A 22586-nucleotide genomic window follows, 5' to 3' on the forward strand; every position below is an offset into this window, starting at 1 on the left:
GTTTCACTATGTGAGATGGCATAATCGACCACTATGACTTCCTCCAACGCAGACAGCAGCATGCCCAGCGAGCCGAACGCGCCGCTGAACGAGCTTAACGAACCGGCCGACCGCATGGACGCCGTCGACGCGACCGACGCGACGGAATCGGACGCCGACGCGACCGACGCTTCGGCGAACGACGGCGAAATCCACTCCGGCGTCGGCGTGCTCGACAAAACCGTGAAAATCCTCGACGCGCTCGAGTCCGGACCGGCCACGCTCGGCCAGCTGGTCGCCGCGACCGGCCTGGCGCGCCCGACCGCGCACCGTCTCGCCATCGCGCTCGAACGCCATCGTTTCGTGCTGCGCGACCAGCACAGCCGTTTCGCGCTCGGCTCGCGTTTCGCCGAACTGGCCGCGGCCGCCGGCGAGGACCGACTGCTCACCGCGGCCGGCCCGATCCTGCAGACGCTGCTCGATCGCACCGGCGAATCCGCGCAGATCTACCGCCGTCAGGGCGACCAGCGCGTGTGCATCGCCGCCGTGGAACGCGCGTCCGGCCTGCGCGATTCGATTCCGGTTGGCGCGATGCTGTCGATGGAGGCCGGTTCGGCCGCGCAGATCCTGCTCGCGTGGGAGGATTCCGACCGCATGCATCAGGGCCTGCGCCACGCGAAATTCAGCGCCGCCAAGCTCGCCGCCGTACGCAAACGCGGCTGGAGCGAGTCGGTAAACGAACGCGAGGAGGGCGTGTGCTCGATCTCCGCGCCGATCCGCAACGCGTCCGGCCAGGTGATCGCCGCAATCTCGATCTCCGGCCCGTCCGGCCGTATGGGCAACGCGCCCGGCCGCCGTTACGCGCCGCTCGTCATGGCCGCCGGCAAGTATCTCACCGACGCGCTCATCAAGGCGTCGTCCGGCCGCTGAGTTCCTAAGTCCACGCCGTTGAACGGCGTCTCATGCCGCCAATACGCGAAGAGCCCCCTCACCTTGAGGGGGCTCTTGTCATATGCGATCAGTGCCGATCAGCACTGACGGCAGTCAGCGTTCCGACGAACAGTCCAGTGAACTGTTCGTAGCCGGAGCAACATCAGTTGCGACGCGCTGAACACAGCACGCTGACGACAGTCAGCGTTCCGATCGATTGACGGCGGAAATAATCGCCTTGAGCGAGCTGGTAATGATCGAGGAGTCGATGCCGACACCCCAGATGATCTGGCTTTCCGCATCCTCGCCGACCTGCGCCTCGACGTACGAAGCGGCCATCGCGTCGGTGCCGACGGACATCGTATGCTCGACGTAGTCCATCACCGACACTTCGATGCCAAGGTTCGAGATCGCGTTGATGAACGCGGCGATCGGGCCGTTACCAATGCCCGACAGCTCGCGCACGACCGGTTCGGAGGCGTTCGAAGCGCCAGCGCCGCGATCGAGCAATTTCGCCTTGAGCACGGTGTCCGAACCGTCCTCGCCGGACGAGACCGACACCTTGAGTAGCTTGAGACGACCCCACTGCTCGAGGCTTTCGTCGCGAGTGTCGCCCACGACCGCGCCGGCCGCCGTGGCGCCCGACTCCTCGACCGGCAGGTACTCGTCCTTGAACAGGCGCCAGATGTCCTCGTCCTTGACTTCCTTCTTGGTCTCGTCCGCGTACTTCTGCACGATCTTCTCGAACTCGATCTGCAGGCGCTTCGGCAGGTCGAGGTTGTGGTTCGTCTTGAGCAGGTAGGCCATGCCACCCTTGCCGGACTGCGAGTTGACGCGGATGATCGCCTCGTACGTGCGGCCGATGTCCTTCGGATCGATCGGCAGGTACGGCACGAGCCACACGAAGCTGTCGAGATCGGCGCCGGCACGGTCGGCCGCCATCTGGCGCGCTTCGAGGCCCTTCTTGATCGCGTCCTGATGCGAACCGGAGAACGCGGTGAACACGAAGTTGCCCGCGTACGGGTGACGCTCGGAGATCTTGATCTGGTTGCAGTATTCGACCGTCTTGCGGATCTCCGGCACGTTCGAATAGTCGATCTGCGGGTCGATGCCCTGCGTGAGCAGGTTCAGGCCGAGCGTGACGAGATCGACGTTGCCGGTGCGCTCGCCGTTGCCGAGCAGGCAGCCTTCGACGCGGTCCGCGCCGGCCAGCATCGCCAGTTCGGTGGCGGCCACGCCCATGCCCTCGTCGTTGTGCGGATGGAGGCTCAGCACGATCGAGTCGCGGTCGGTCAGGTTGTTGGACACGTACTCGACTTCGTCCGCGAAAACGTTCGGCGTGGTCATTTCGACCGTGGCCGGCAGGTTGATGATCATCTTGTGCTCGGGTGTCGGCTTGATGACGTCGATGACCGCGTTGCACACCTCGACCGCGTACTCGGGCTCGGTGCCGGTGAACGATTCGGGGCTGTACTCGTAGTACAGGTCGATGCCCTTGGCCTCGCCCTCAAGCTCCTTGCACAGCTCGGCCGCGTCGGTGGCGAGCTTCTTGATGCCGGCCTTGTCCTTGCGGAACACAACCTCGCGCTGCAGCACGGAAACGGAGTTGTAGAAGTGCACGACCGCGCGCTTGGCGCCCTTGAGGCACTCGTACGTCTTGCGGATCAGGTGCTCGCGGGCCTGGGTGAGCACGACGATGGTCACGTCGTCCGGGATCAGCTCGCGCTCGATGAGCATGCGGATGAAGTCATAATCGGTTTCGGACGCGGACGGGAAACCGACCTCGATCTCCTTGAATCCGAGCGAAACCAGCAGGTTCCAGAAGCGCAGCTTGCGCTCGGAATCCATCGGGTTGACAAGCGCCTGGTTGCCGTCGCGCAGGTCGACCGAGCACCAGCGCGGGGCGCGCTCGAGACGCTTGCCCGGCCACGTGCGCTGCGGATAGTCGAACGGCACCTGCTTGTCGTAGGCGACGTACTTGGTGTACGGCATCTTGCTCGGCTTCTGCGGGTCGCCGATGAATCGCGCCGGAGGCAGCAGCGGGTCGTTGTTCCCTCCGTTGGACGCTGCGGCGACCGCCGCAAGATCAAATACCGATGATTGATCCTGACCCATCTCTCCTCCTTTTCTTTGGAATTTGCGCCGGTGGTTCAGCCCGGCCGCATCGTTTACGCGTACGTAACATGTACAACCTTTCATCTTACCGGCCTTGTCCGCGCAAATCGCCGCGATTCCGGCATTCGGAGCGCATTCGGGACACGCAAGGTGAACCGCGCGCGACGCAAACGTGCGGTTCCCGCGCAGATCGCACGCATCGCACGGCGCACGGACTCGTGGCACGGTTCAATGGAACGCATGACACGCTCCCCCAAAACCCAGCAATCGCCGACCGCGCGCACCCCGTTGCGCTTCCGCCGCGACGGCAGCTTCCGTATCCTGCAAATGGCCGACATCCAGGACGGCCCGAACGTCAAGCCCGATACGATCCGCATGATCGAGGCCGCGATCAAGGCCGCCGATCCCGACCTGATCGTGTTCACCGGCGACCAGATCCGCGGCTACGATCCGGCGTACATCGACACGTTCCTGCGCCGCCGCGGCGAGAACCCGGGCGCGAAGGTGCGCCTCGTCACCGAGGTCGAGGCGAAGCTACAGGGCATCAAACGGCGCATCGCGGCCCGGCGCAACCCCGATCTTCCGCCGTCCGAGGACGTCGTCACGCTCGACGACCTGCTCGACGACACCCGGCAGAAGGTGCGCGACACGTTCAGCGCGTTCCTGTCCCCCGCGATCAAGGCCGGCGTGCCGTTCGCCGCGACGTACGGCAATCACGACTTCCAGTGCGGCATCCTCGCCGACGAACAGGACGACATCTACCGCGAATATCCGGGCTGCATGAATCCGGCGCCCGGCACGAGCGAGCTCGCTATCGAGCCGGGAACGTTCGCACTGCCGATCGAATCGTCCGACGGGTCCGGCCGCGTCGCGATGAGCGTGACGCTGGTCAACTCCGGCGACTACGCGGGCAAGCCGGAGGAAAACGACGCGCAGTATCCGCGTTACGTCGCCAATTCGCGCGGGCTCGACCTGGCCGACTCCGACGGATACGGCACGCCGAGCGACAAGGCGGTCGCGTGGCTGGGCGACGTGCAGCGCTCGCTGGCGACGCGCAACGGCGACGGCAAACCGGTGCCCACGATCGCATTCCAGCACATCCCGCCGCAGGAGTTCTACGACTGCCTCAAGGAAGTGCCCGCGTGGACGCCGAACGCGGTGGAGGGAGCGCGCAACTACGCGGGCCACTGCTACGTGCTCAACCACGAGGTGTGCCGGCCGGGCTCGCGTCTCGGCGAGGCGATCGGCTGCGCTGACGACAACGTGGGCGAAGTGGATGCGATGCGTCGCGCGGGCGGCTATTTCGCGCTGTTCTGCGGCCATGACCACAAGAATTCGTTTGTGGGGCACGTCGACGGCATCGATCTCGGCTACGCGCCGACCTGCGGCTTCGAATGCTACGGGCCGAAGTCGCGCTACCGCGGCGTGCGTCTGTTCGAGTTCCGCGAGGACGCGCCGCAGCTGTACGTGACGCGCATGCTCACGTGGGGCGAGCTGGTCGGCCGCTACTCGGGCAACGAACTGCGCGTGTTCTTCGAAGATCACTGCGTGACCGGCGCGGTGAGCCTGCGCAACGAACTGCGCCGTCCGCAGGTGTTTGCCGGCGTCGCGATCGGCACGACGGCCGCGTTCGCCGCGATCGTGCATGCTGCGGTCAGACAGGTCAGACAGGTCAAGCGCTGACGGTTGTGCCCGGGCAGCGGCCGTGGCGGCTGTTGCCCGGGCACGTCTGTACATGTCCTGTTATGTCGTGGTATGATGAAAGTTGTCAGATGTCTGATAACTCAGCGCAGAGCCGTTCACGCCTGACCGGCACGTCCCGCAAGGCGGACGGCGATTCGCCGCAGTCAGCACCGGACGCCGCTCATCCGGCAAACCCGCACCCCTGTCGGAGCGAAAAGTATCGCAATAGGAGCAAAACCTAGTCGTGCGTTGTGTTTGCGCACTATTGTGATGCACAGGACCCGCCGGGGGAACGGTGGTACCGAATGCGACACACCAACGACAACGTCGCACCCCGCAAGGGCAAACAAGACAAGGAGCGTATCATGAGCAACCCATCCGGTTCGGCCGCACTTGAGACGCCGAACCAGAACGGGAACCGAGTCCAGATACCGGGCGATGAAATCCCAGACGACTACACCCAGCAGGAATTGGCGATGCTGGCCCGTCTATCGCTGCAACACACGCCTACTGTCTCCGCGCGCAGCCGTTGCGACGAGACGATGGACGCCATCAAATCCTATATCCTGCACGAGCATCTGCAGCCCGGCGACGTGCTGCCGACCGAAGCGCAGTTGTGCGACACGATCGGCGCCTCCCGATCCTCGGTGCGCGAGGCCGTGCGCAAGCTCGAGGCGCTGAACATCGTCAAGGTGGAGCACGGCAAGGGCACATTCGTCGGGTCACTGTCCCTGGACCCGATGGTGGAGACACTCGCCTTCCGGTCGATGGTGTCCGTGGGCAAGAACTTCGCCGACCTGCAGGACGTGGTCCAGCTGCGCCGGTTCCTGGACCTCGGCTGCGCCGACGAGGTGGTAGCCTCCCTGGCGAACAGCGAGCAGCCCCATCTCATGAAGCTCGCCGACTCCATGACCGCCACCGCGAAGGACGGCAAAACCTTCCTCGCGCTGGATATCGACTTCCACATGGGCATTCTCGACTCGATCGGCAACACCATCGTCAAGCAGATGGTCCGGTCCCTCTGGCTCGTCCACATGGCGGTGCTCCCCCAGCTCGGACTGCCGGTGTCCAGCGAACTCGACCGCACCGCCTCGGCCCACCGCCGCATGCTCGACGCCGCGCTGGCGGGCGACATCGACGCGTATCGCCAGGCCGTCGTCGACCACTACGAGCCCATCGAATCCATCCTCAGACAGCGTATCGAAGACGGTAACGAGTAATCCTCCTGCTCTCTTCCACCGCTTTCATTCCTCGTCCAACGCATTCCACACGCATCAAAAAGGCGGGGTCGGTTCCGGGAACATTCCGGAACCGACCCCGCCTTCGCATTGGAGGAGAACAGGAAAGGAAAGAAACGAATACTGGCCGCCGAGCCGTCAATCCGGTCAGCGCCAGCGGTTTAGACTCAGTCGATTACGGTAGAAGCGCTCACCTCCTCGGCCGTGCGCACCGGCTCCAGGCCGCATTCGCGCAGCACGCGGGCCACGGCCTCCACGTTCGCACCCGTCAGCGCGCGCACCGGATTGGGCATCTGGTTGGTTTCGAACACGCCGAGCAGAGCCATGGCGGTCTTGAACGCGCCCACGCCGGCGCCGAAGCCGGAGACGCCGGAGGTGACGTTCACGATGTTCATCAACGCGGCGAGCCTGTCCTGCTCGGCGCGCACGGTGGCCCAGTCGCCGGCCTCATAGGCCTGCCACATGCGCACGTAGCCGGTGCATTCCACGTTGCCCAGACCCGGCACGCTGCCGTCGGCGCCGGCCATGTAGGCGCCGTCCACCACAACTTCCTGGCCGGTGAGCAGCACCAGCGGATGGCCGGCCTTGCGGTTGGCATCGCACAGGAAGCGGAAGGAGACGTCGTCGTTGGAGGAGTCCTTGACGCCGGCGAGCACGCCGTCGAGGCCGAGGCGGATGAGCAGGTCGCCCGGCAGCTTGACGTGCACGCATACAGGGATGTCGTAAGCGAACAGTGGCAGGTCCACGGCCTCGTGGATGAGGCGGAAGTGGTTCTCAATCTCGGGCAGTCCGCCGAGCGCATAGAACGGCGCGGTGGCCACGATGGCGTCGGCGCCGAGCTCGGCGGCCACTTTGGCGTGTTCGATGACGCGCTCGGTTTCCGTGTCGATGCAGCCGACCAGCACCGGCACGCGTCCAGCGGTGTATTCGATGGCAGCTTCGATGATCTCGCAGCGGCGGGCGTCGGTGCTGAAGGCCACCTCGCCGGAGGAGCCGAGGAAGAACAGGCCGTTCACGCCCGAGTCGATCAGACGGTCGACGGAGCGCTTGAAGCTGGCGCGGTCGAGTTGACGGTCGGCGGTCAATGGGGTCACGACCGGGGGGATCACGCCGCGGAAAGTGGTGTTCATGATGGTTTCCTTATGTCTGTGTGTCTGTGGGTCTGGTTCGTCGGGAAAGGACGATGGATGGATTCGCGGGTCGCGAATTGGACAGGGGAAGGCGATCGGGCCTGCCGGGTCGACCGGGACGGTCGGGTCGACCGGTCAGCCGGCGGCCGCGTCGGCGGGAATCATCGATGATCCCGCCGGCTCGGCTGCCGGCGTGGCTACTGTGACCGGAAATCATATGCCCGGACGGGGTCCGGATGCCGCCCGGACGCTCAGATGCACTCCTCCGGCGTCGGGTGCAGCAGCGACGGCGCCGCACCCAACAGCAGTTTCGTGTAGTCGTCCTGCGGATTGTTCAGCACGTCCCGGGCCAAGCCGTGCTCGACGATGGTGCCGTGGTTCATCACGACGATCTCGTCGGAGACGTAGCGGACCGTCTGGATATCGTGACTGATGAACACCATCGACAGGCCGAGCGACTTCTTCAGATCGGACAGCAGGTTGAGGATCTGCGCGCGCACGGACACGTCCAGCGCGGAGGTCGGCTCGTCGGCGATGATCGCGTCCGGGTTGAGCGAGAGCGCGCGGGCGATGGCCACGCGCTGCCGCTGGCCGCCGGACAGCTGCCCCGGCAGCGCGTTGAGCGCGGACTTCGGCAGGCCGACCATGTCGATGAGTTCGTAGGCGCGCTTGCGGCGTGCCGCCGGATCGCCGAGCTTGTGCACCACGAGCGGGTCCATGAGCTGGTCCTGCACGCTCATGCGGGCGTTGAGCGCGGTGGCCGGGTCCTGGAAGACCACGGAGACTACGCGGCCGATGTCCATGCGCTCCTTGGCGGTGCGCTTGGTCACGTCCTGCCCCTTGAAGAACACGTGGCCGCCGGTGACGGACTGCAAGCCGCACATCACGTTGGCCGTAGTGGACTTGCCGCAGCCGGACTCGCCCACGATGCCGATCGTGCGTCCGGGCATGAGCTTGAGGTTCACCTTGTTGACCGCCGTCACCTTCTTGGGATGGAACAGCGTGCCTGCGCGCGTGGTGAACACGACTTCGGCGTCCCGCAGCTCGATGATCGGGGTTGCGCTGCCGTTGGCGTTGCTGGTGGTTGTGCTGCTCATCGCTGTGCTCCCTTCAGGGCTTCCGCGGCCTCCCGGGCGGCCACTTCCGGAGTCGGTGCGAACCAGTCGTAGGTGAATGCGGGCGCCGGCGCGGGCTCCGGGTCGTCCGGCAGACAGGCCACCATGTGCTGGGTGCCGGGCACGCGTTTCATGACCGGGTGGACGTCGAGTCCGCGGTCCGGGTGCGAGGAGCGCGGCGCGAACCGGTCGCCCTTGGGGAAGTCGGCCGGCGAGGGCACGGTGCCGGGCACCTGATGGAGGCGTCCCTGTCCGGCCTCGATGGAGGTGACGGAGCCGAGCAGGCCGCGCGTGTACTCGTGGCGGGGATCGGTGAGGATCTCCTTGGTGGATGCCTGTTCGACGACCTGGCCGGCGTACATGACGGTCACCGAGTGGGCGACCTTGGCCACGAGCGCCAGATCATGGCTGACGAAGATCATCGCGAAGCCGAGCTTCTCGCGCAGCTCGTTGAGCAGGTCGATGACCTGCTTCTGCACGGTCACGTCGAGTGCGGTGGTCGGTTCGTCGGCGATGATGAGCTTCGGGTCGCGGGTCAGGGCCATGGCGATGAGCACGCGCTGGCGCTGGCCGCCGGACAGCTCGTGCGGATAGGATTCCAGCGTGCGCTTCGGGTCGAGGCCCACTAGTTCGAGCAGTTCCTCGGCGGTGCGGGTGCCGCCGCGCTTGGTCAGCTGCTTCATCTGTGCCTTGATGAGCATGGACGGGTTGAGGCTGGAGAGCGCGTCCTGATAGATCATGGCGATCTCGTGGCCGCGCAGGGCGTTGTGCTCCTTGGGGCTCATGCCCACGAGGTTCTTGCCGTCGAACAGGATTTCGCCGCTGATTTCGGCGCGCGGGTCGAGCAGGCCCATGATGGCCAGCGAGGTGATGGACTTGCCGCAGCCGGACTCGCCCACCAGGCCCATGGTCTGTCCGGCGCGCACGGCGAAGGACAGGTGGTCGACCACGTTCACGTCGCCGTGGCGCGGGAACTTGATGCACAGGTCGCGCACTTCGATGACCGGCTTGGCTTGGGACAGCGGGATGAAGCGGTCCTTGCGCTTGAGCTCGGCCTCGCGCAGCTGCGCGAGACGCTTGTCGAGGCTTTCCTTCTGGGCGGCGTAGGCGGCCACCGGGTCCACGAGCAGGCGGTCCTCCTTGCGGCTGAGCTCCCTGCCCTCCTCGCTCTGCTGGATGGGGGCGGTGGGGGCGGCCACCATGGCGTCGGTGATGCCTTCGGACAGGATGTTCAGGCACAGCACGGTGATCATGATCGCCAGGCCCGGGAACATGGCCTGCCACCAGTAGCCGTAGAGCACGCCGGCCTTGGCGGAGGACAGGATGTTGCCCCAGGTCGGGGTCGGTTCGGGGATGCCCGCGTTAATGAACGACAGGGACGCCTCGAACACGATCGCGTCGGCCACGGACAGCGTGGTGAACACCATGACGGGGGCGGCGATGTTGCGCGTGACGTGCTTGCAGAGGATCCACGGCGCGCGTGCGCCGGAGACGATCACCGCGCGCACGTAGTCCTTGCCGTATTCGCTGATGATGTTCGCGCGCACGATGCGGGCCACCTGCGGCACGTACAGCACGCCGATGGAGATGATGATGCCGATCATCGACTGTCCGAGGATGGAGACGAACACGGCGGCGAGCGCGATGGTCGGCACGGACATGACCACGTCGATCAGTCGCATGATAATTTCGGACACCCAGGTGCGCGAGACCGCGGCCACGGCACCGATGACGGAGCCTACGACGAGCGCGAACGCGATGGAGCTCAGGCCGATGACCAGCGAGTACCGTGCGCCGTAGATGACGCGGGAGAAGACGTCGCGGCCGAGGTTGTCGGTGCCGAACCAGTGGTCGGCGGTGGGCGCCTGATAGCTGAGGGTGATTTCGGTGGGGTTGTGCGGGGTCACGACGGACGCGAAGATCGCGGCCAGCGCGAGTACCGCGATGACGATGACGGAGATGCGCGTGCCGATGCTCATGCTCGACCAGCGCTTGACCCTGACTTTGGTATTGGGTTTGTTGAATTCGCGGGTTGCGTTGTTGCTTCCGAGCATCGTCACACCGTCCTGATTCGCGGGTTGATGAGGACATAGAGCAGGTCGACGATCACGTTGACCACCATGAAGGCCAGTGCCACGACCAGTGCCACGCCCTGCACGAGGGTCGGCTGGTTGTTGTTGATGCCGTCGAACATCGCGGTGCCCATGCCGGGCAGGGCGAAGATGACCTCGATGACGATGGCGCCGCCCATGAGGTAGCCGATCTTCATGCCGAGCATGGTGACCGGGGTGATCAGGGCATTGCGGAACACGTTGCGGGCCACGACCACGCGCTTGGGCACGCCGGCACCGATGGCGGTGCGCACGTAGTCCTTGTCGAGCTCCTCGACCATGGACGTGCGGATGATGCGGGTGAGCGAGCCGGCCACGGGCAGGCCGAGCGCGAAGCTGGGCATGGCCATGCGGGCCAGGTATCCGGCCGGGTCCTGGGTGAAGGCGGGCAGTTCGCCGGCGCCGGGCAGCCAGGCCATTTTGATCTGCAGCACGTAGATGAGCAGCACGCCGAGCCAGAAGGACGGGGTGGCGATGGCGATGATGGAGACCACGCGAATGGCCTGGTCGACCCACGTGTCGCGGTAGAGCGCGGCCAGCACGCCGAAGATGACGGCGAAGACGATGGCGATGAGCAGGCCGATGAAGGTCAGCTGGAGGGTGATGGGGAACGCGGTGGCGATGCGGCCGCTCACCGGGTCCTTGTTGACGCCGTAGACGCCGAGGTCGCCGCGCAGCAGTCCGCCAAGGTAGGAGAAGAACTGCTCCCACCAGGGGCGGTCGAAGCCCATTTCGTGCCGGTAGGCGGCGAGCGCCTGCGGGGTGGCGTTTTCGCCGAGGGCGGCGACGGCCGGGTCGTATTGGGAGAAGGACATCAGGAAGTAGACCAGGAGGGTCACTCCGAATGCCATGAACGGCAGGGCGATCAGTCGTCTGCCGAGAAGGCGTAGCAGGTTGTTCAATGGGACTCCCTTGTCAGGTGGTTCAAGACAGGTGATTCAGGATGGCTCTGGAATGGCATGGCCCTCCCGTCTCGCGGACGTTCATGTGGCCCGCGGGACGGGAGGGCCTTTGTCTGGCTGCGGAGCGCTACCGGAGCGGCGTTACTTGTTCAGCTCGGCGTTCACGAGGTTGATGCCGGTCGAGCCGATCGCGTCGACGCTCTTGAACACGCCCTTCTTGAAGGCGGTGGTCGTCTGGCGGTGGAACAGCGGGTAGAGCGGGACCTCTTCGCTGAGCAGGTCGAAGCACTGGTTCCAGTAGTCCTGGCGCTCGTCGTCGGTGGAGGCGGCCAAGGCCTGGTCCATCAGCTCGTGGAGCTTGGTGTAGCCGTCGGAGCCGTTCCAGAAGGTGCGGGTCTTGGTCCAGGCGTTGTCGCCGTACCACCAGTTCATCAGCAGGTCGGGGTCGTTGCCGAACACGGACGGGTCGCCGGGGGCGAGCACCATCGAGTAGTCGGCGTCGGCCTTGTCGGTGATGTTCGGGTAGAGGGCGGAGGAGGCCATCGACTGGATGTCCACGTTCATGCCGATCTCGGCCAGATCGTTCTTGATCTGCGGGGCCAGCTGGGTGATCCAGGAGTGGTCGGTGGTGTAGAGGGTGAACTTGAGCTCACCGGTGACGCCGGCCTCCTTGAGCAGCTCCTTGGCCTTGTCCACGTTCTTGGTGTAGACGTTGCTGGCCTTGTGGTAGTTCGAGAAGTTTTCGGGCAGGAAGCTGGTGGCCGCGGCGGCCTGGCCGGACATCTGGTTGTCGATGAGCTTCTGGACGTCGATCGCGTAGAAGACGGCCTGACGGACCTCCTTCTTGTCGAACGGCGCCTGCTTGGTGTTGAACATGAGGAACGGCAGATTGAAGCCCTGGACGGTCTCCAACTCGGATCCGGAGGATTCGAGGGTCTTGAAGGCGTTGGCGGGCACCATTTCCATCACGTCCACCTTGCCGGCCTGCATGGCGGTGACGCGGGCGGTATCGTCGACGGACACGTTCCACACCATGTGCGCGGTCTGGGCGGGGTGGTCGCCGTTGTACTGGTCGTTCTTGTCGAACTTGACCTGCTGGTCGGTGATCTCCGTGTACTTCCACGGACCGGAGCCGACCGGCTGGGCCTTGAGGTCCTCGTTGCTCATCGAGGAGGGGACGATCTGGATGAGGGCGAGGCGCTGCTTGAACATCGGGAACGCGCGGGTGAGCTTGAAGGTCACTTCGGTGTCGGACTTGGCCTCGACGGAGTCGATGAAGTCGAGCATGGAGATGTACAGGCTGCCTTCGGCGGTGGTGCGCTTGTAGGAGGAGACCACGTCGTCGGCGGTGACCGCGGTGCCGTCGGAGAACTTGGCCCCGTCGCGCAGGGTGACCACGTATTCGGTGTCGGACACCTGCTCCGGCTCGCCGGATGCGAGCGCGTCGAACGTGGAGTAGTCCGTGTAGTTGAGCGCGTACAGCGGTTCGGTCACGTGCCAGTTGCCGGCCATCGCGAGCGCGCTGGAGGTGGTGGACGGCGAGAAGTCGCGCGTTGCGTACGCGACCTGCGCCGTGATGGTGTCGGCGACCGCCGTGCCTCCGGACGAGCCTTGGCTTGCGGTGTTGTTGCCGCTGCCGCCGCATCCGGCGAGCAGCATAAGGCCCGCGACGGTCGCCGCCACGGCGACCTTGAACTTTCCGTGCTTTCCGATCATTGGTTCTCCTCGTCGTTGAGTTGCATATAGGACCATCGTTCGAAGCGAGACGGTGCCTTTCCTGATGTGAGATGGGTGATGATTGATGCTGATGGTTGGGGGATGTTCCCGATGGTTGATGATGGTGGGTGAAGATGGGCTCTCTCCATGCCGATCCCTCGGTTGGGGGTCCTGAGAGCCCTTAACGTCGTCGTCGAACTTCCTCAATGATAAGACGTCTGATGTCTGATTTCAACTCGGGAGTGTTGCGCCCGGCGGCGCGCCTCACAGCCGCGCCACGAACCAGCGCGTGATGCTGGTCGGATGCGTGATCGCGGTGCCCACCACGGCGGCCCACGCGCCGGCCGACATCACCCGGTGCAGCTGCTCGGGTGTATGGATGCGTCCCTCGCACAGCACGGGCACGTCGGGGAACGACTCGATCATCTGGCCGAGCAGTTCGAAGTCAGGCCCGTCGGTTTTCGGGCGGTCGCCGGTGTATCCGGACAGCGTGGTGGAGATGATGTCGGTGCCGGCCTCGACGGCGCGTTCGGCGTCGGCGAAACTGCCGCAGTCGGCCATCACCAGCACGCCCTCGTCGTGCAGCGCATGCACGGTGTCCGCGTAGGTCAGCCCGTCCGGACGCGGCCGGCCGGTCGCGTCGATGGCGACGATGTCCGCGCCGGCCGCGGCGCAGCACCGGGCGTGGCGCAGGGTCGGCGTGATGTACACGCCCTCCTCGCCGTCCTTCCAGATGCCGATCACCGGCACGCTCACCTGCCCTTTGATGGCGGCGATGTCCGCCAATCCCTGGCAGCGGATGCCCACGGCCCCGCCCTCGACGGCCGCCATGGCCATCTGCGCCATCGTCTCCGGATGGCGCAGCGGCTCGCCCGGATATGCCTGGCAGCTCACCACAAGCCCGCCCTTGATACGTTCGATTGTCTGGTTCATGTTCTTTGTCTCCTTTCGCCCCCTAGGTCCCATGTCAAGGGAGCCGGCGGCCATGCCGGCAGAGGGGGCGGCTCCTGTGATTACCGTGAATTCGGCGCCATCGCCGTCACGACCGCACATGACGGTCGATGGCCGCGGCCGCGCCGATGAGAGGCGCGTCGCCGCCGAGTTCGCCCTCGACGAGCGGGGTGGGCCTGACCAGCGCGAGCGCCGACTCCGCGAATCCGGCGCGCAGCGCGTCCCACCAGATCGGTCCGGCCTTGACCACCGATCCGGAGATCACGATCACGTCCGGGTCGATGAGATTGCCCATGCCGCCGATGCACTCGCCGAGCGCGCGGGCGCTGTCGGCGAGCACCGCGCAGGCCAGCGGCTCCCCCAACCCGGCCCGCACGGCCACATCCGCACCGCTCAAGGCCGGCTCGGGCACATCGCCATCGGCAACGGGCCTCCCCTCATACGCCTCCTCACGACGCCGGTTGTACAGATCCCTCAGCCCCGTGCCGGACGCCACCGGCTCGACATGCCCCTCGCGGGTGCCGCACGAGCACAGGAAGCCGCGTCCCAGCGCGCTCGGCACATGACCGGCGTGGCCGGCCACGCCGTGCGCGCCGGTGAACAGCGCGCCGTGCGTCACGATCGCGCCGCCGATGCCCGTGCCCACGCCGATCGACAGCACCACGTCCCTGCCGCGGCCGGCGCCGTAGCTCGCCTCGCCGAGTCCGTGCGCGCCGACGTCGCCGATCATGCGTACCGGCAGATCGGTGACTCGCGCGAACGCGTCGTAGATGCGCTGGCCGCGCCATCCCGGCAGGATGTCGGTGGCGGAGACGATCACGCCGGTCTCGCCGTCCGGCACGCCGGCGGCCGCGATGCCGACGCCCGCGATCGTCGTGCCTTCGTCCGCCGCACGGTCCAGCTGGCGTACGGCGAGCGCCACGATACGTTCCCTGAGATCGTCGCCGCCGCGCGCGGCCTCGGTCGGGATCTCGCAACGACCGGTCACGACAGGAGTGCCGCCGGGACGATCGGGCAGCGTCACGAATCCCGAGGCGACCTTGGTGCCGCCGATATCGAACGACAGATAGACGGCCGGATCTCCCCCGCTCATACGCCGTCCGTCCCGTCGGACGCGACGGACGCACCGGTCGCGTCGGGTATATCGGACGCACCGACATCATCGGACGTTCCGTCGAATCCGCCCGCTTCGGCGACCCCGGCAGCCGCGGCGACCGCGTCGTGGATGCGCGCCAGATAGCCGAGCCGCTCCTCGATCGTCGCGTCCTTGGGCACGCACACCTTGGCACCCAGATAGTCGAGCGGCGATTCCTGTTCGCGCGCAACCCGCACGGCGTCCGCGATCGCGGCGGCGTCCATCAGCGACGTCGGCTCGTCCGGGCTCATGGGCAGGTGTCCGTCGATCCAGCCGTAGCCGTATTGGGTCTCCTCCGGTCCGGCGCCGGAGAACATGAGGCCCTTGAGTACGCCGGCCCGCGCGGCCTTGCCGACATGGTCGACCGCGGTGGCGGCGTCGCGGCCCTCGACCACGGAGCGCCCCCAGTTCACGGTCAGCCCGACGCCGGCCTGGAGGCACAGGTCGATCTCGTCCTCGATGGGCAGGAATCCCTTTTCCGGTTTCTGTCCTTCGATGTATCGGTCGCAGTGTTCGATCACCAGGTCGGCTCCGGACCAGTCCCACCACGACATCTCCTCCAGCGAGGCGGCCATGGCGTCGTGATCGGCCTTGGCGGTGGGCGCCGAATGGATCTCGACGAACCGCACGTCCTGGGCGCCGCGCCGGTGCGTGAATTCCGCAAGCGCACGACACACCGTTGCCATGAAGTCGAGCGCGGCCTTTCGCCCGTTCTCGTCCGGGCTGGCGAGACCGAAGCCCGGGTCCTTCCATACGTGCTGCATGGTGCCGGGGATGACGGTGACGGTATTGCCGTGCCAGTGGACGGGCAGCGCGCCGGCCAGCCAGGCGAGGTCGACCGATTCCGCGAGATTGCCGGGGAAGGGCAGCTCGGTGCCGGCGATCCACGGTTGCCCGCCGAGCAGGTTGTAGTAGTCCTCTTGGGCTTCCCGCCCTTGAGGGAGCGACGCATATGCGCCGACGATGAATGGGGGCATGCCGGTTTCCTCCTTGAAATGCTGGTGCCTCGACATACCCATCCTACTATCATCAGACGTCTGATGTCTAATCTCTCGGAGAGGCGCGTCTGAATCGTCGGTCGCATCCGCGGTCTCCCGGGATCCATCTCATCGGCAACCTCCCGCAGGAAGCCGCCTACGCGGCCGAAATCAGCGGAACAGACTGATGCCGCGACGGGAGATGCAGTAGGCGTTGCCGAGCCACGTATGCCGCGAGTTCGGCCACACCGCGCCGAGCCGCGGCGCGTTCTGGCTCATCCAGATGCTCGGCACGCGGCCGTCGGCGCTGCGCGAGCCGAGCAGGTTGAAGCCGTTCTTCTCGAGCAGCCATTCCGGATGCTGCGTGGCGATCGCGAGACCCTCCTCGAGCGTGAGCGGCGTGCGTTCGTCGGAATCGATGAGCTTGCGGGCCACGTCCGGCTCGCGGTTGATGTAGCAGGTGCCGGTGTGCGGCTCGACGACGAGGTAGAACGGACCCTCCGGCGGCTCGAACCCGTCCTGCGGCAGGAAGCTGGCGATGTCGCGCGGCGGCATCGTGGTGAATCCGGCCATACGGTAGATGCTGGTACGTGCGATCAGCGACTCCGGCGAAACCAGCTCGCGCGTCGGGATCAGCAGAATGTCCGCGCCAAGCCGGCACTGCGGGTCGGCCGAGTCCGGATCGCACTGCTCAAGTGCGGCGATCAGAGGCCGGGCGAGCGCGCGGAACGCGGCGGCGGAGATGTCCGCCACGTCCGGGTACCCCAACGCCACCAAACGATCCAGCTGCTTCTGCGCTTCTACCGATGCAATCGACATATCCCCCAGCCTACCAGCGGCCCGGCCGGTCCGGCCCCGGTCCGTCCCGTCCCGACCAGCCGGCCAGCATATGGGAGCGCGCATGCCGCAATCCCCTGCGGTTCGTAAGATGGTCAGCAACTCACAGTCCGTAGTATCCGCACAAACATAGGGGTTGGTATGTCCGAAAAACTCAAGGTCGGCATTCTCGGCGCGACCGGCATGGTCGGCCAGCGTTTCGTCACGCTGCTCGAGAATCACCCGTGGTTCGAGGTGACCACGCTCGCCGCGTCCGCGCATTCGGCCGGCAAGACGTACGAGGAGGCCGTCGGCGACCGTTGGAAGATCGAGACGCCGATGCCCGAGTACGCGCGGCACATGACCGTGGTCGACGGCGACGACGCCGAAGCCGTCGCGACCGGCGTGGACTTCATGTTCTCGGCCGTGAACATGCCGAAGGACCAGATCCGCGCGATCGAGGAGCGCTACGCGAAGACCGAGACGCCGGTCGTCTCGAACAACAGCGCGCACCGCTGGACGCCGGACGTGCCGATGGTCGTGCCGGAGATCAACCCGGAGCATTTCGCGGTGATCGAACACCAGCGCAAGCGTCTGGGCACGACGCGCGGCTTCATCGCGGTCAAGCCGAACTGCTCGATCCAGGCGTACACGCCGGCGCTGGCCGCGTGGAAGGAGTTCGAGCCGCGCGAGGTCGTCGTGAGCACGTACCAGGCGATCTCCGGCGCGGGCAAGACGTTCAAGGACTGGCCGGAAATGGTGGGCAACATCATCCCGTTCATCTCCGGCGAGGAGGCGAAGAGCGAGAAGGAACCGCTTAAGGTGTTCGGCCACGTGGACCCCGAGCTCGGCGAGATCGTGCCGTTCGACGGCGCCCTGCGCATCACCTCGCAGTGCATCCGCGTGCCCGTGCTCAACGGCCACACGGCGACCGTGTTCCTCAACTTCGGCAAGAAGGCCACGAAGGAGGAGCTGATCGACCGGCTCGTCAACTACACGTCGCGCGCCGCCGAGCTCGGCCTGCCGCACGCGCCGAAGCACTTCATCCAGTACCTGACCGAGGACGACCGCCCGCAGGTCAAGCTCGACGTGGACTACGAGGGCGGCATGGGCGTCTCCATCGGCCGTCTGCGCGAGGATTCGATCTTCGACTGGAAGTTCGTCGGCCTCGCCCACAACACGCTGCGCGGCGCCGCTGGCGGTGCGCTCGAATGCGCGGAGATGCTCAAGGCCCTCGGCTACATCACCAAGAAGTAGGGGTTTGTGGCCGGAACGTCCGGTTCCGGCCACAGCTACAGCAAAGGGGACTCCATGGGAGTCCCCTTTTGTTATCCGGTGTTATCCGGCAGCGGTCGCCGAATCAGCGACCGGTACCGCCGTAGACGACGGCTTCGATCTGGTCGGCGTCGAGGCCGTACGCGGTGTGCAGCGCGCGCACCGCGGCGTCGAGCTGCTCGAGCGGCACGAGCGCGGCGATGCGGATCTCGGACGTCGAGATCATGAGCACGTTGATGCCCTCCTCGCTCAGCGCGGTGAAGAACTTGGCGGCGAGACCGGAGTGCGTCTTCATGCCGACGCCCACCACGGCCACCTTGCCGACCTTCGTGTTCACGTCGAACGACTTGTAGCCGAGCTCCTCGTGCTTGTCGAGCAGCACGTCCTGCACCTGCTGCACGGTCGACTCCGGCACGGTGAAGGAGATGTCCGCGGTGCCGACGGACGCGCCGGCCTGCACGATCATGTCGACGTTGATGCCGGCGGACGCCAGTTCGGTAAAGACCTTGGCGGCCATGCCCGGCTCGTTCGGCACGCCGCGCACGGTGGCGAGCGCCTCGGAACGGTCGTGCGCGATGCCGGAGATGACCGGCGCCTCGGGGCCGAGGTCGGGGAAGATGTCGCCCATGGACTTGGTCTCGTCGTTGTTGCTGTTGTTGTCGCTCATGTTGGTTGCCTTACTCGTTTGCTCGTTCGGTGAGTCTGATTTCGATAAGTCTGGATAAGTCCGATTGATTGCGTGTGCCGACGGCCGCCGGCCGGTCCGTCCCCGATCAGTCCGGGCCGCCCGGACCTGGACCGTCCGGTCCGGGACCGATCAGTCCAGGTTCGGCAGCGTGCGCGGGTCGACGCCGTCCGGCACGACGAGCGTGCCCGGCCGATGCGAGAAGGACGAACGCACGTGCAGCGGCATGTTGAATCGCTGCGCGTATTCGACGCAGCGCAGTGCGAGCACCTTGGAGCCGCAGCTGGCCATTTCGAGGATCGCGTCGTAGCCGATCACCGGAATGCGCCGAGCGGTCGGCACGATGCGCGGGTCAGCGGTGAAGATGCCGTCCACGTCAGTGTAGATCTCGCAGATGTCCGCGCCGAGCGCCACGGCGAGCGCCACGGCGGACGTGTCGGAGCCGCCGCGGCCGAGCGTGGTCGCGTCGCCCTTCGCGTTGATGCCCTGGAAGCCCGCCACGATGGCCACGTCGCCGAGGGAGAGCGCGTTCTTGACGCGGTCGGGGCGCACGGCCTTGATGTGGGCCGCGCCGTAGCGCGCGTCGGTGAAGAAGCCGGCCTGTTGGCCGGTGAACGAATGGGCGCGGTCGCCTTCCGCGTGGATGGCCATGGCCAGCAGGCTCATGGAGATGCGCTCGCCCGCGGTCATGAGCATGTCCATTTCGCGCTCGGGCGGGTTGGAGTCGATGCTCATCGCCTGATCGATCAGGTCGTCGGTGGTGTCGCCCATCGCGGAGACCACCACGGCCACCTTGTTGCCTTTTTTCTTGGTTTCGACGACGCGCTTGGCCACGCGCTTGATCGAATCGGTGTCGGCGACCGACGAGCCGCCGAACTTCTGCACGATGAGAGCCACTGCTGTCCATTCTCTCTTTGGTGGGTTTGCTGCCGCTTATTCTACGTAAGCGGCACGATTATACGGATTCCGGTCACTCCCCCGTGACCGCGCACCCAGCATACGGACAGCGGATGGCCCTCTCGTACGACCAGCGGTCACGCCGGTCGGTCCTGCAGCAACACGACGCCGGTCTCGTGCGGCAGGGTGCGACCGGCCAGCGGACCGGCCCCGACGTAACGGAACACCGGTATGCCGTAACGTTGCGCGGCGTCGCGCGTCCGTCGCTCGTCGTCCCCGTCGGCGATGCGGACGAACGCGACCGGCTGGTCGTCGGCGTCGAAGTCGATCGACAGTTTGCGTACGTACGCGTCGATCGTCGATCGGTCGGCGACGATGCGGTCCGCGTCGATGAACCGGCCGACGTGATCGAGGAACGCGGGGATCGACCCGACGGTGTCCGGCACCTCCGGCTCGCCGCGACGGGCCTCGAACGCGTCGACCTGCGGATCGTGCCGGACCAGATGCCGCGGAATGTCGTACGTGAACTCGAGCACGCGGCCGGGACCGTAGAGCATGCGTTCCCGTTCGGGATGGCGCACGAACCCGTACCTGAGGTACAGATGCACCGCCTGCGTGAGATTGAGCCCCGAATTGATACCCACCACGGAGAATCCCAGCGCGCCGATCCGCTCCACGGCGAAGTCCACGAGCCGATGTCCCAGTCCGCGCCGGCGCGCCTGCGGATCCACCGCGAGCAGACGGAACATACGTTCGCCCGAGTGGAAGTGCCAGAGCTGGTCCTCCGGTCCGAATGCCGAAAGCGGGGTCAGCACCGCGCCGACCAGCCTGCCCGCGCGCACGTCCTCGGCCACCCAGATATGCCAGGCCCGGGCGTGGCCGGCCACGTCGCGCATGTCGCGCTCGTATCGTTCGGACACGTCGATGACGCTGGAATACGCGCGGTACAGCAGGTCGCCCACCGCCGGATATTCGTCGGGCAGCGCCTCGCGGATCACGATGCCGTCGGGCTGCTGCGTGCCGGACGACTGCGTACCGACGGGCTGAGACTCGTCGAGTAGCGTTGCGGATGCCGTCATGTGAGGACTCCTTTCGTTCACCGGACATCCGGACCGTCAGAACGCGCTGTCGAGCAGCGCCTTCACGTCGTCGCGGCTCAGCTGGGTGTAGTGGCCGATCGGATAGGCGTTCAGATTGCCGAGCTGGTCGAGCACCTCGTCCAGACCTTCCCTGGTCACGCCCTGTTCCGACAGGCGGATCGGCACGTGCAGCTTGCCGACGATCAGCTCCTCCAGCTTGTCGGCCAGCAGCAGGGCGTTCTCCTCCTCGGTGTGCAGGTAGGGGTCGGCGCCGAACACGCGCACCGCCAGCTTGGCGAACTTCTCGGGATGACGGCTCGCCTCATAGCGCACCAGGGCGATGAGCACCGCCGCGTTGCCTTCGCCGTGGACGATGTCGAACACGCCGCTGAGCGAATGCTCGATGATGTGGATCACGCCCTCGTGGATCGTATACTGCGGTCCGGTGGCGTCCAGCGAACGCAGCTGCGGGTTGACGTACGCGGACAGCCAGTGCAGGTCGGCGCGCGCCTGCAGGCTGCCGGGATCGGCGGCGAACCGTTCGGCCGCCTCGTATTCGGCGCGGAAGATGTTCTCCTCGAGCTGGTCGACCAGTGCGAGCGGCGCGTTCGGGGTGAAGTATTTCTCGAGATTGTGCACGATCATGTCCACCGTGGCCGCGGCGAGGTAACGGTACGGCACGGTGCGCGAATACTCGGGGTTGATGATCGTGAAGGCCGGCTTGATGGCGATCGGGGACGCGCCGCCCTTGAGATGGCCCTTGGTGATCACGGACGCGAACGAGACCTCGGAGCTGGTGCCCGGCAGCGTGGAGATGGTGCCGACGCCCAGCACCTGATGCTCGGGCTCGCGGCCGCGATGTTCGGCGTAGAAGTCCCATACGTCGCCGTCGTAGTTCTTGCCGAGGGCGACGGCCTTGCCGGTGTCGAAGGCGCTGCCGCCGCCGGCCGCGATGACGAAGTCGACGTCGTTGGCGCGGGCCTCCTCGATGAGCCGGTGGACGAGTTCGAGACGCGGGTTGACCTGCACATCGCCGTTCTCGATGACCTTGATGCCCAGTTCCTTGGCGGCGTTGAGCACCGCGTCGCGAATGCCGAGATCGTACACGTACGTGCCGCTGTAGACGAACAGCAGCGATGTGACATGGTTCTTTTCGAGCAGATAGGGCAGCCGCCGTTCCGCTCCGACGCCGAAGACGACCTCCGTGCCGGGAAGGTCGGCGATGCGCGTGGTGTACGTGTTGACTGCGTTGGTGATGTTGGCCATGAGGGCTCCTTATGCGAATGAAAAAACGAATGAAAACGAATCGATGGGTGGATGAGCGGATATCGGATGGATGAATAAGCGAACCGGTCAGACGCCCGCGAACCGGAACGTGCCGTCGGTCCTGTCGTACGGCTCGTCGGGCAGGCGCGGCGTGGAGAACCGCACGCCGTCGTCGTGGCTGCGTTCGGCCTGCCGGAAGTGCAGCAGGCTCAGCGCGACGCCCGCGGCGCCGACCTGATAGCCGACCTCGGCCTTGAGCCGGCCGGCGTCGCGCAGCGCATACGATTCCGTGTACCAGCGGCGGCCGAGCTTGTCGGCGTAGGAGCGCACCAGCAGATCGTCGGCCTGCGCGCTCGCGGCCCGGAACCACAGTTCCTCGCCGGTTTCCAGCCACAGCGCGGTGAAGGCCTCCAGCACGGCGGCGCCGCCGCAGCACTGGGACAGCAGCCAGTAGTTGTCCTGCGCGAGCCGGCCGGGAACGCCGCTGCGGATGATGCCGCGACCGAACCGACGCGCCCATTCGACCGGTTCGGCCGGATCGTCGCTGATGGCGGCGACGGCGGAGAAGATGCGCACGTATCCCGAC

19 protein-coding genes are annotated in these 22586 nt (G+C 66.1%); 4 read left to right on the top strand and 15 right to left on the bottom strand.

Features of this window, described 5'->3' with window-relative positions; all coding sequences use genetic code 11:
• Window positions 1–114 precede the first annotated feature (114 nt).
• Window positions 115–909, top strand: a complete 795-nt coding sequence (locus JS533_RS04135; protein WP_033495729.1) for an IclR family transcriptional regulator — start codon at window positions 115–117, stop codon at window positions 907–909.
• A 201-nt stretch (window positions 910–1110) separates the two neighbouring features.
• On the opposite strand, the gene leuA is transcribed toward JS533_RS04135, so the two are convergent.
• Window positions 1111–3024, bottom strand: a complete 1914-nt coding sequence (gene leuA / locus JS533_RS04140) for a 2-isopropylmalate synthase (protein WP_033495658.1) — start codon at window positions 3022–3024, stop codon at window positions 1111–1113.
• Window positions 3025–3264: 240 nt separating this feature from the next.
• Here leuA and JS533_RS04145 point away from each other — a divergent pair, with 240 nt between their 5' ends.
• Both JS533_RS04145 and JS533_RS04150 read left to right on the top strand, forming a co-directional pair.
• The gene (locus JS533_RS04145) at window positions 3265–4707 is read left to right on the top strand and encodes a metallophosphoesterase family protein (RefSeq protein ID WP_051923970.1); all 1443 of its coding nucleotides are present in this window, start codon (window positions 3265–3267) and stop codon (window positions 4705–4707) included.
• A 365-nt stretch (window positions 4708–5072) separates the two neighbouring features.
• The gene (locus tag JS533_RS04150; protein WP_081892314.1) at window positions 5073–5927 is read left to right on the top strand and encodes a FadR/GntR family transcriptional regulator; all 855 of its coding nucleotides are present in this window, start codon (window positions 5073–5075) and stop codon (window positions 5925–5927) included.
• Window positions 5928–6112: 185 nt separating this feature from the next.
• On the opposite strand, the gene JS533_RS04155 is transcribed toward JS533_RS04150, so the two are convergent.
• From JS533_RS04155 to JS533_RS04195, 9 genes are all read right to left on the bottom strand, one after another.
• Complete coding sequence (locus JS533_RS04155; protein ID WP_241513256.1) at window positions 6113–7075, bottom strand: dihydrodipicolinate synthase family protein; 963 nt, start codon at window positions 7073–7075, stop codon at window positions 6113–6115.
• 251 nt (window positions 7076–7326) lie between these two features.
• Complete coding sequence (locus JS533_RS04160) at window positions 7327–8172, bottom strand: ABC transporter ATP-binding protein (protein WP_033495661.1); 846 nt, start codon at window positions 8170–8172, stop codon at window positions 7327–7329.
• Window positions 8169–10244: a dipeptide/oligopeptide/nickel ABC transporter permease/ATP-binding protein gene (locus JS533_RS04165; RefSeq protein ID WP_241513257.1), complete on the bottom strand. Its 2076-nt coding sequence runs from the start codon at window positions 10242–10244 to the stop codon at window positions 8169–8171. The genes JS533_RS04160 and JS533_RS04165 overlap by 4 nt, the downstream gene beginning before the upstream one ends.
• Before the next feature lie 2 nt (window positions 10245–10246).
• The gene (locus JS533_RS04170) at window positions 10247–11203 is read right to left on the bottom strand and encodes an ABC transporter permease (protein ID WP_152600630.1); all 957 of its coding nucleotides are present in this window, start codon (window positions 11201–11203) and stop codon (window positions 10247–10249) included.
• 141 nt (window positions 11204–11344) lie between these two features.
• Window positions 11345–12919, bottom strand: coding sequence for an ABC transporter substrate-binding protein (locus JS533_RS04175; protein ID WP_241513258.1), 1575 nt, complete (start codon window positions 12917–12919; stop codon window positions 11345–11347).
• 264 nt (window positions 12920–13183) lie between these two features.
• Complete coding sequence (locus JS533_RS04180) at window positions 13184–13852, bottom strand: N-acetylmannosamine-6-phosphate 2-epimerase (RefSeq protein ID WP_241513259.1); 669 nt, start codon at window positions 13850–13852, stop codon at window positions 13184–13186.
• Between the two features lie 106 nt (window positions 13853–13958).
• On the bottom strand, window positions 13959–14963 hold the full coding sequence (locus JS533_RS04185) for an ROK family protein (protein ID WP_241513260.1): 1005 nt from the start codon (window positions 14961–14963) through the stop codon (window positions 13959–13961).
• Entirely contained in the window at window positions 14960–15982 is a 1023-nt protein-coding gene (locus JS533_RS04190) for a DUF4862 family protein (RefSeq protein ID WP_241513261.1), read from the bottom strand. The genes JS533_RS04185 and JS533_RS04190 overlap by 4 nt, the downstream gene beginning before the upstream one ends.
• A gap of 171 nt (window positions 15983–16153) precedes the next feature.
• The gene (locus JS533_RS04195; protein WP_241513262.1) at window positions 16154–16801 is read right to left on the bottom strand and encodes a DUF5701 family protein; all 648 of its coding nucleotides are present in this window, start codon (window positions 16799–16801) and stop codon (window positions 16154–16156) included.
• A gap of 159 nt (window positions 16802–16960) precedes the next feature.
• Between JS533_RS04195 and asd the strand changes: the two genes are divergently transcribed.
• The gene (gene asd, locus JS533_RS04200; protein ID WP_241513263.1) at window positions 16961–18055 is read left to right on the top strand and encodes an aspartate-semialdehyde dehydrogenase; all 1095 of its coding nucleotides are present in this window, start codon (window positions 16961–16963) and stop codon (window positions 18053–18055) included.
• Window positions 18056–18158: 103 nt separating this feature from the next.
• On the opposite strand, the gene JS533_RS04205 is transcribed toward asd, so the two are convergent.
• The 5 genes from JS533_RS04205 to JS533_RS04225 all read right to left on the bottom strand — a co-directional run.
• On the bottom strand, window positions 18159–18740 hold the full coding sequence (locus JS533_RS04205) for an ACT domain-containing protein (RefSeq protein WP_241513264.1): 582 nt from the start codon (window positions 18738–18740) through the stop codon (window positions 18159–18161).
• 150 nt (window positions 18741–18890) lie between these two features.
• Window positions 18891–19655: an aspartate kinase gene (locus JS533_RS04210; RefSeq protein ID WP_219059073.1), complete on the bottom strand. Its 765-nt coding sequence runs from the start codon at window positions 19653–19655 to the stop codon at window positions 18891–18893.
• Between the two features lie 137 nt (window positions 19656–19792).
• Window positions 19793–20734, bottom strand: coding sequence for a GNAT family N-acetyltransferase (locus JS533_RS04215; protein ID WP_241513265.1), 942 nt, complete (start codon window positions 20732–20734; stop codon window positions 19793–19795).
• Between the two features lie 36 nt (window positions 20735–20770).
• The gene (locus JS533_RS04220) at window positions 20771–22000 is read right to left on the bottom strand and encodes an iron-containing alcohol dehydrogenase (protein WP_241513266.1); all 1230 of its coding nucleotides are present in this window, start codon (window positions 21998–22000) and stop codon (window positions 20771–20773) included.
• A gap of 87 nt (window positions 22001–22087) precedes the next feature.
• Window positions 22088–22586: glycoside hydrolase family protein (locus tag JS533_RS04225; RefSeq protein WP_241513267.1), on the bottom strand; the 499-nt coding region annotated here is incomplete at its 5' end.

Origin of the sequence: Bifidobacterium amazonense (genome assembly GCF_018555435.2) — a bacterium.
GTDB classification, from domain to species: Bacteria; Actinomycetota; Actinomycetes; order Actinomycetales; family Bifidobacteriaceae; genus Bifidobacterium; species Bifidobacterium amazonense.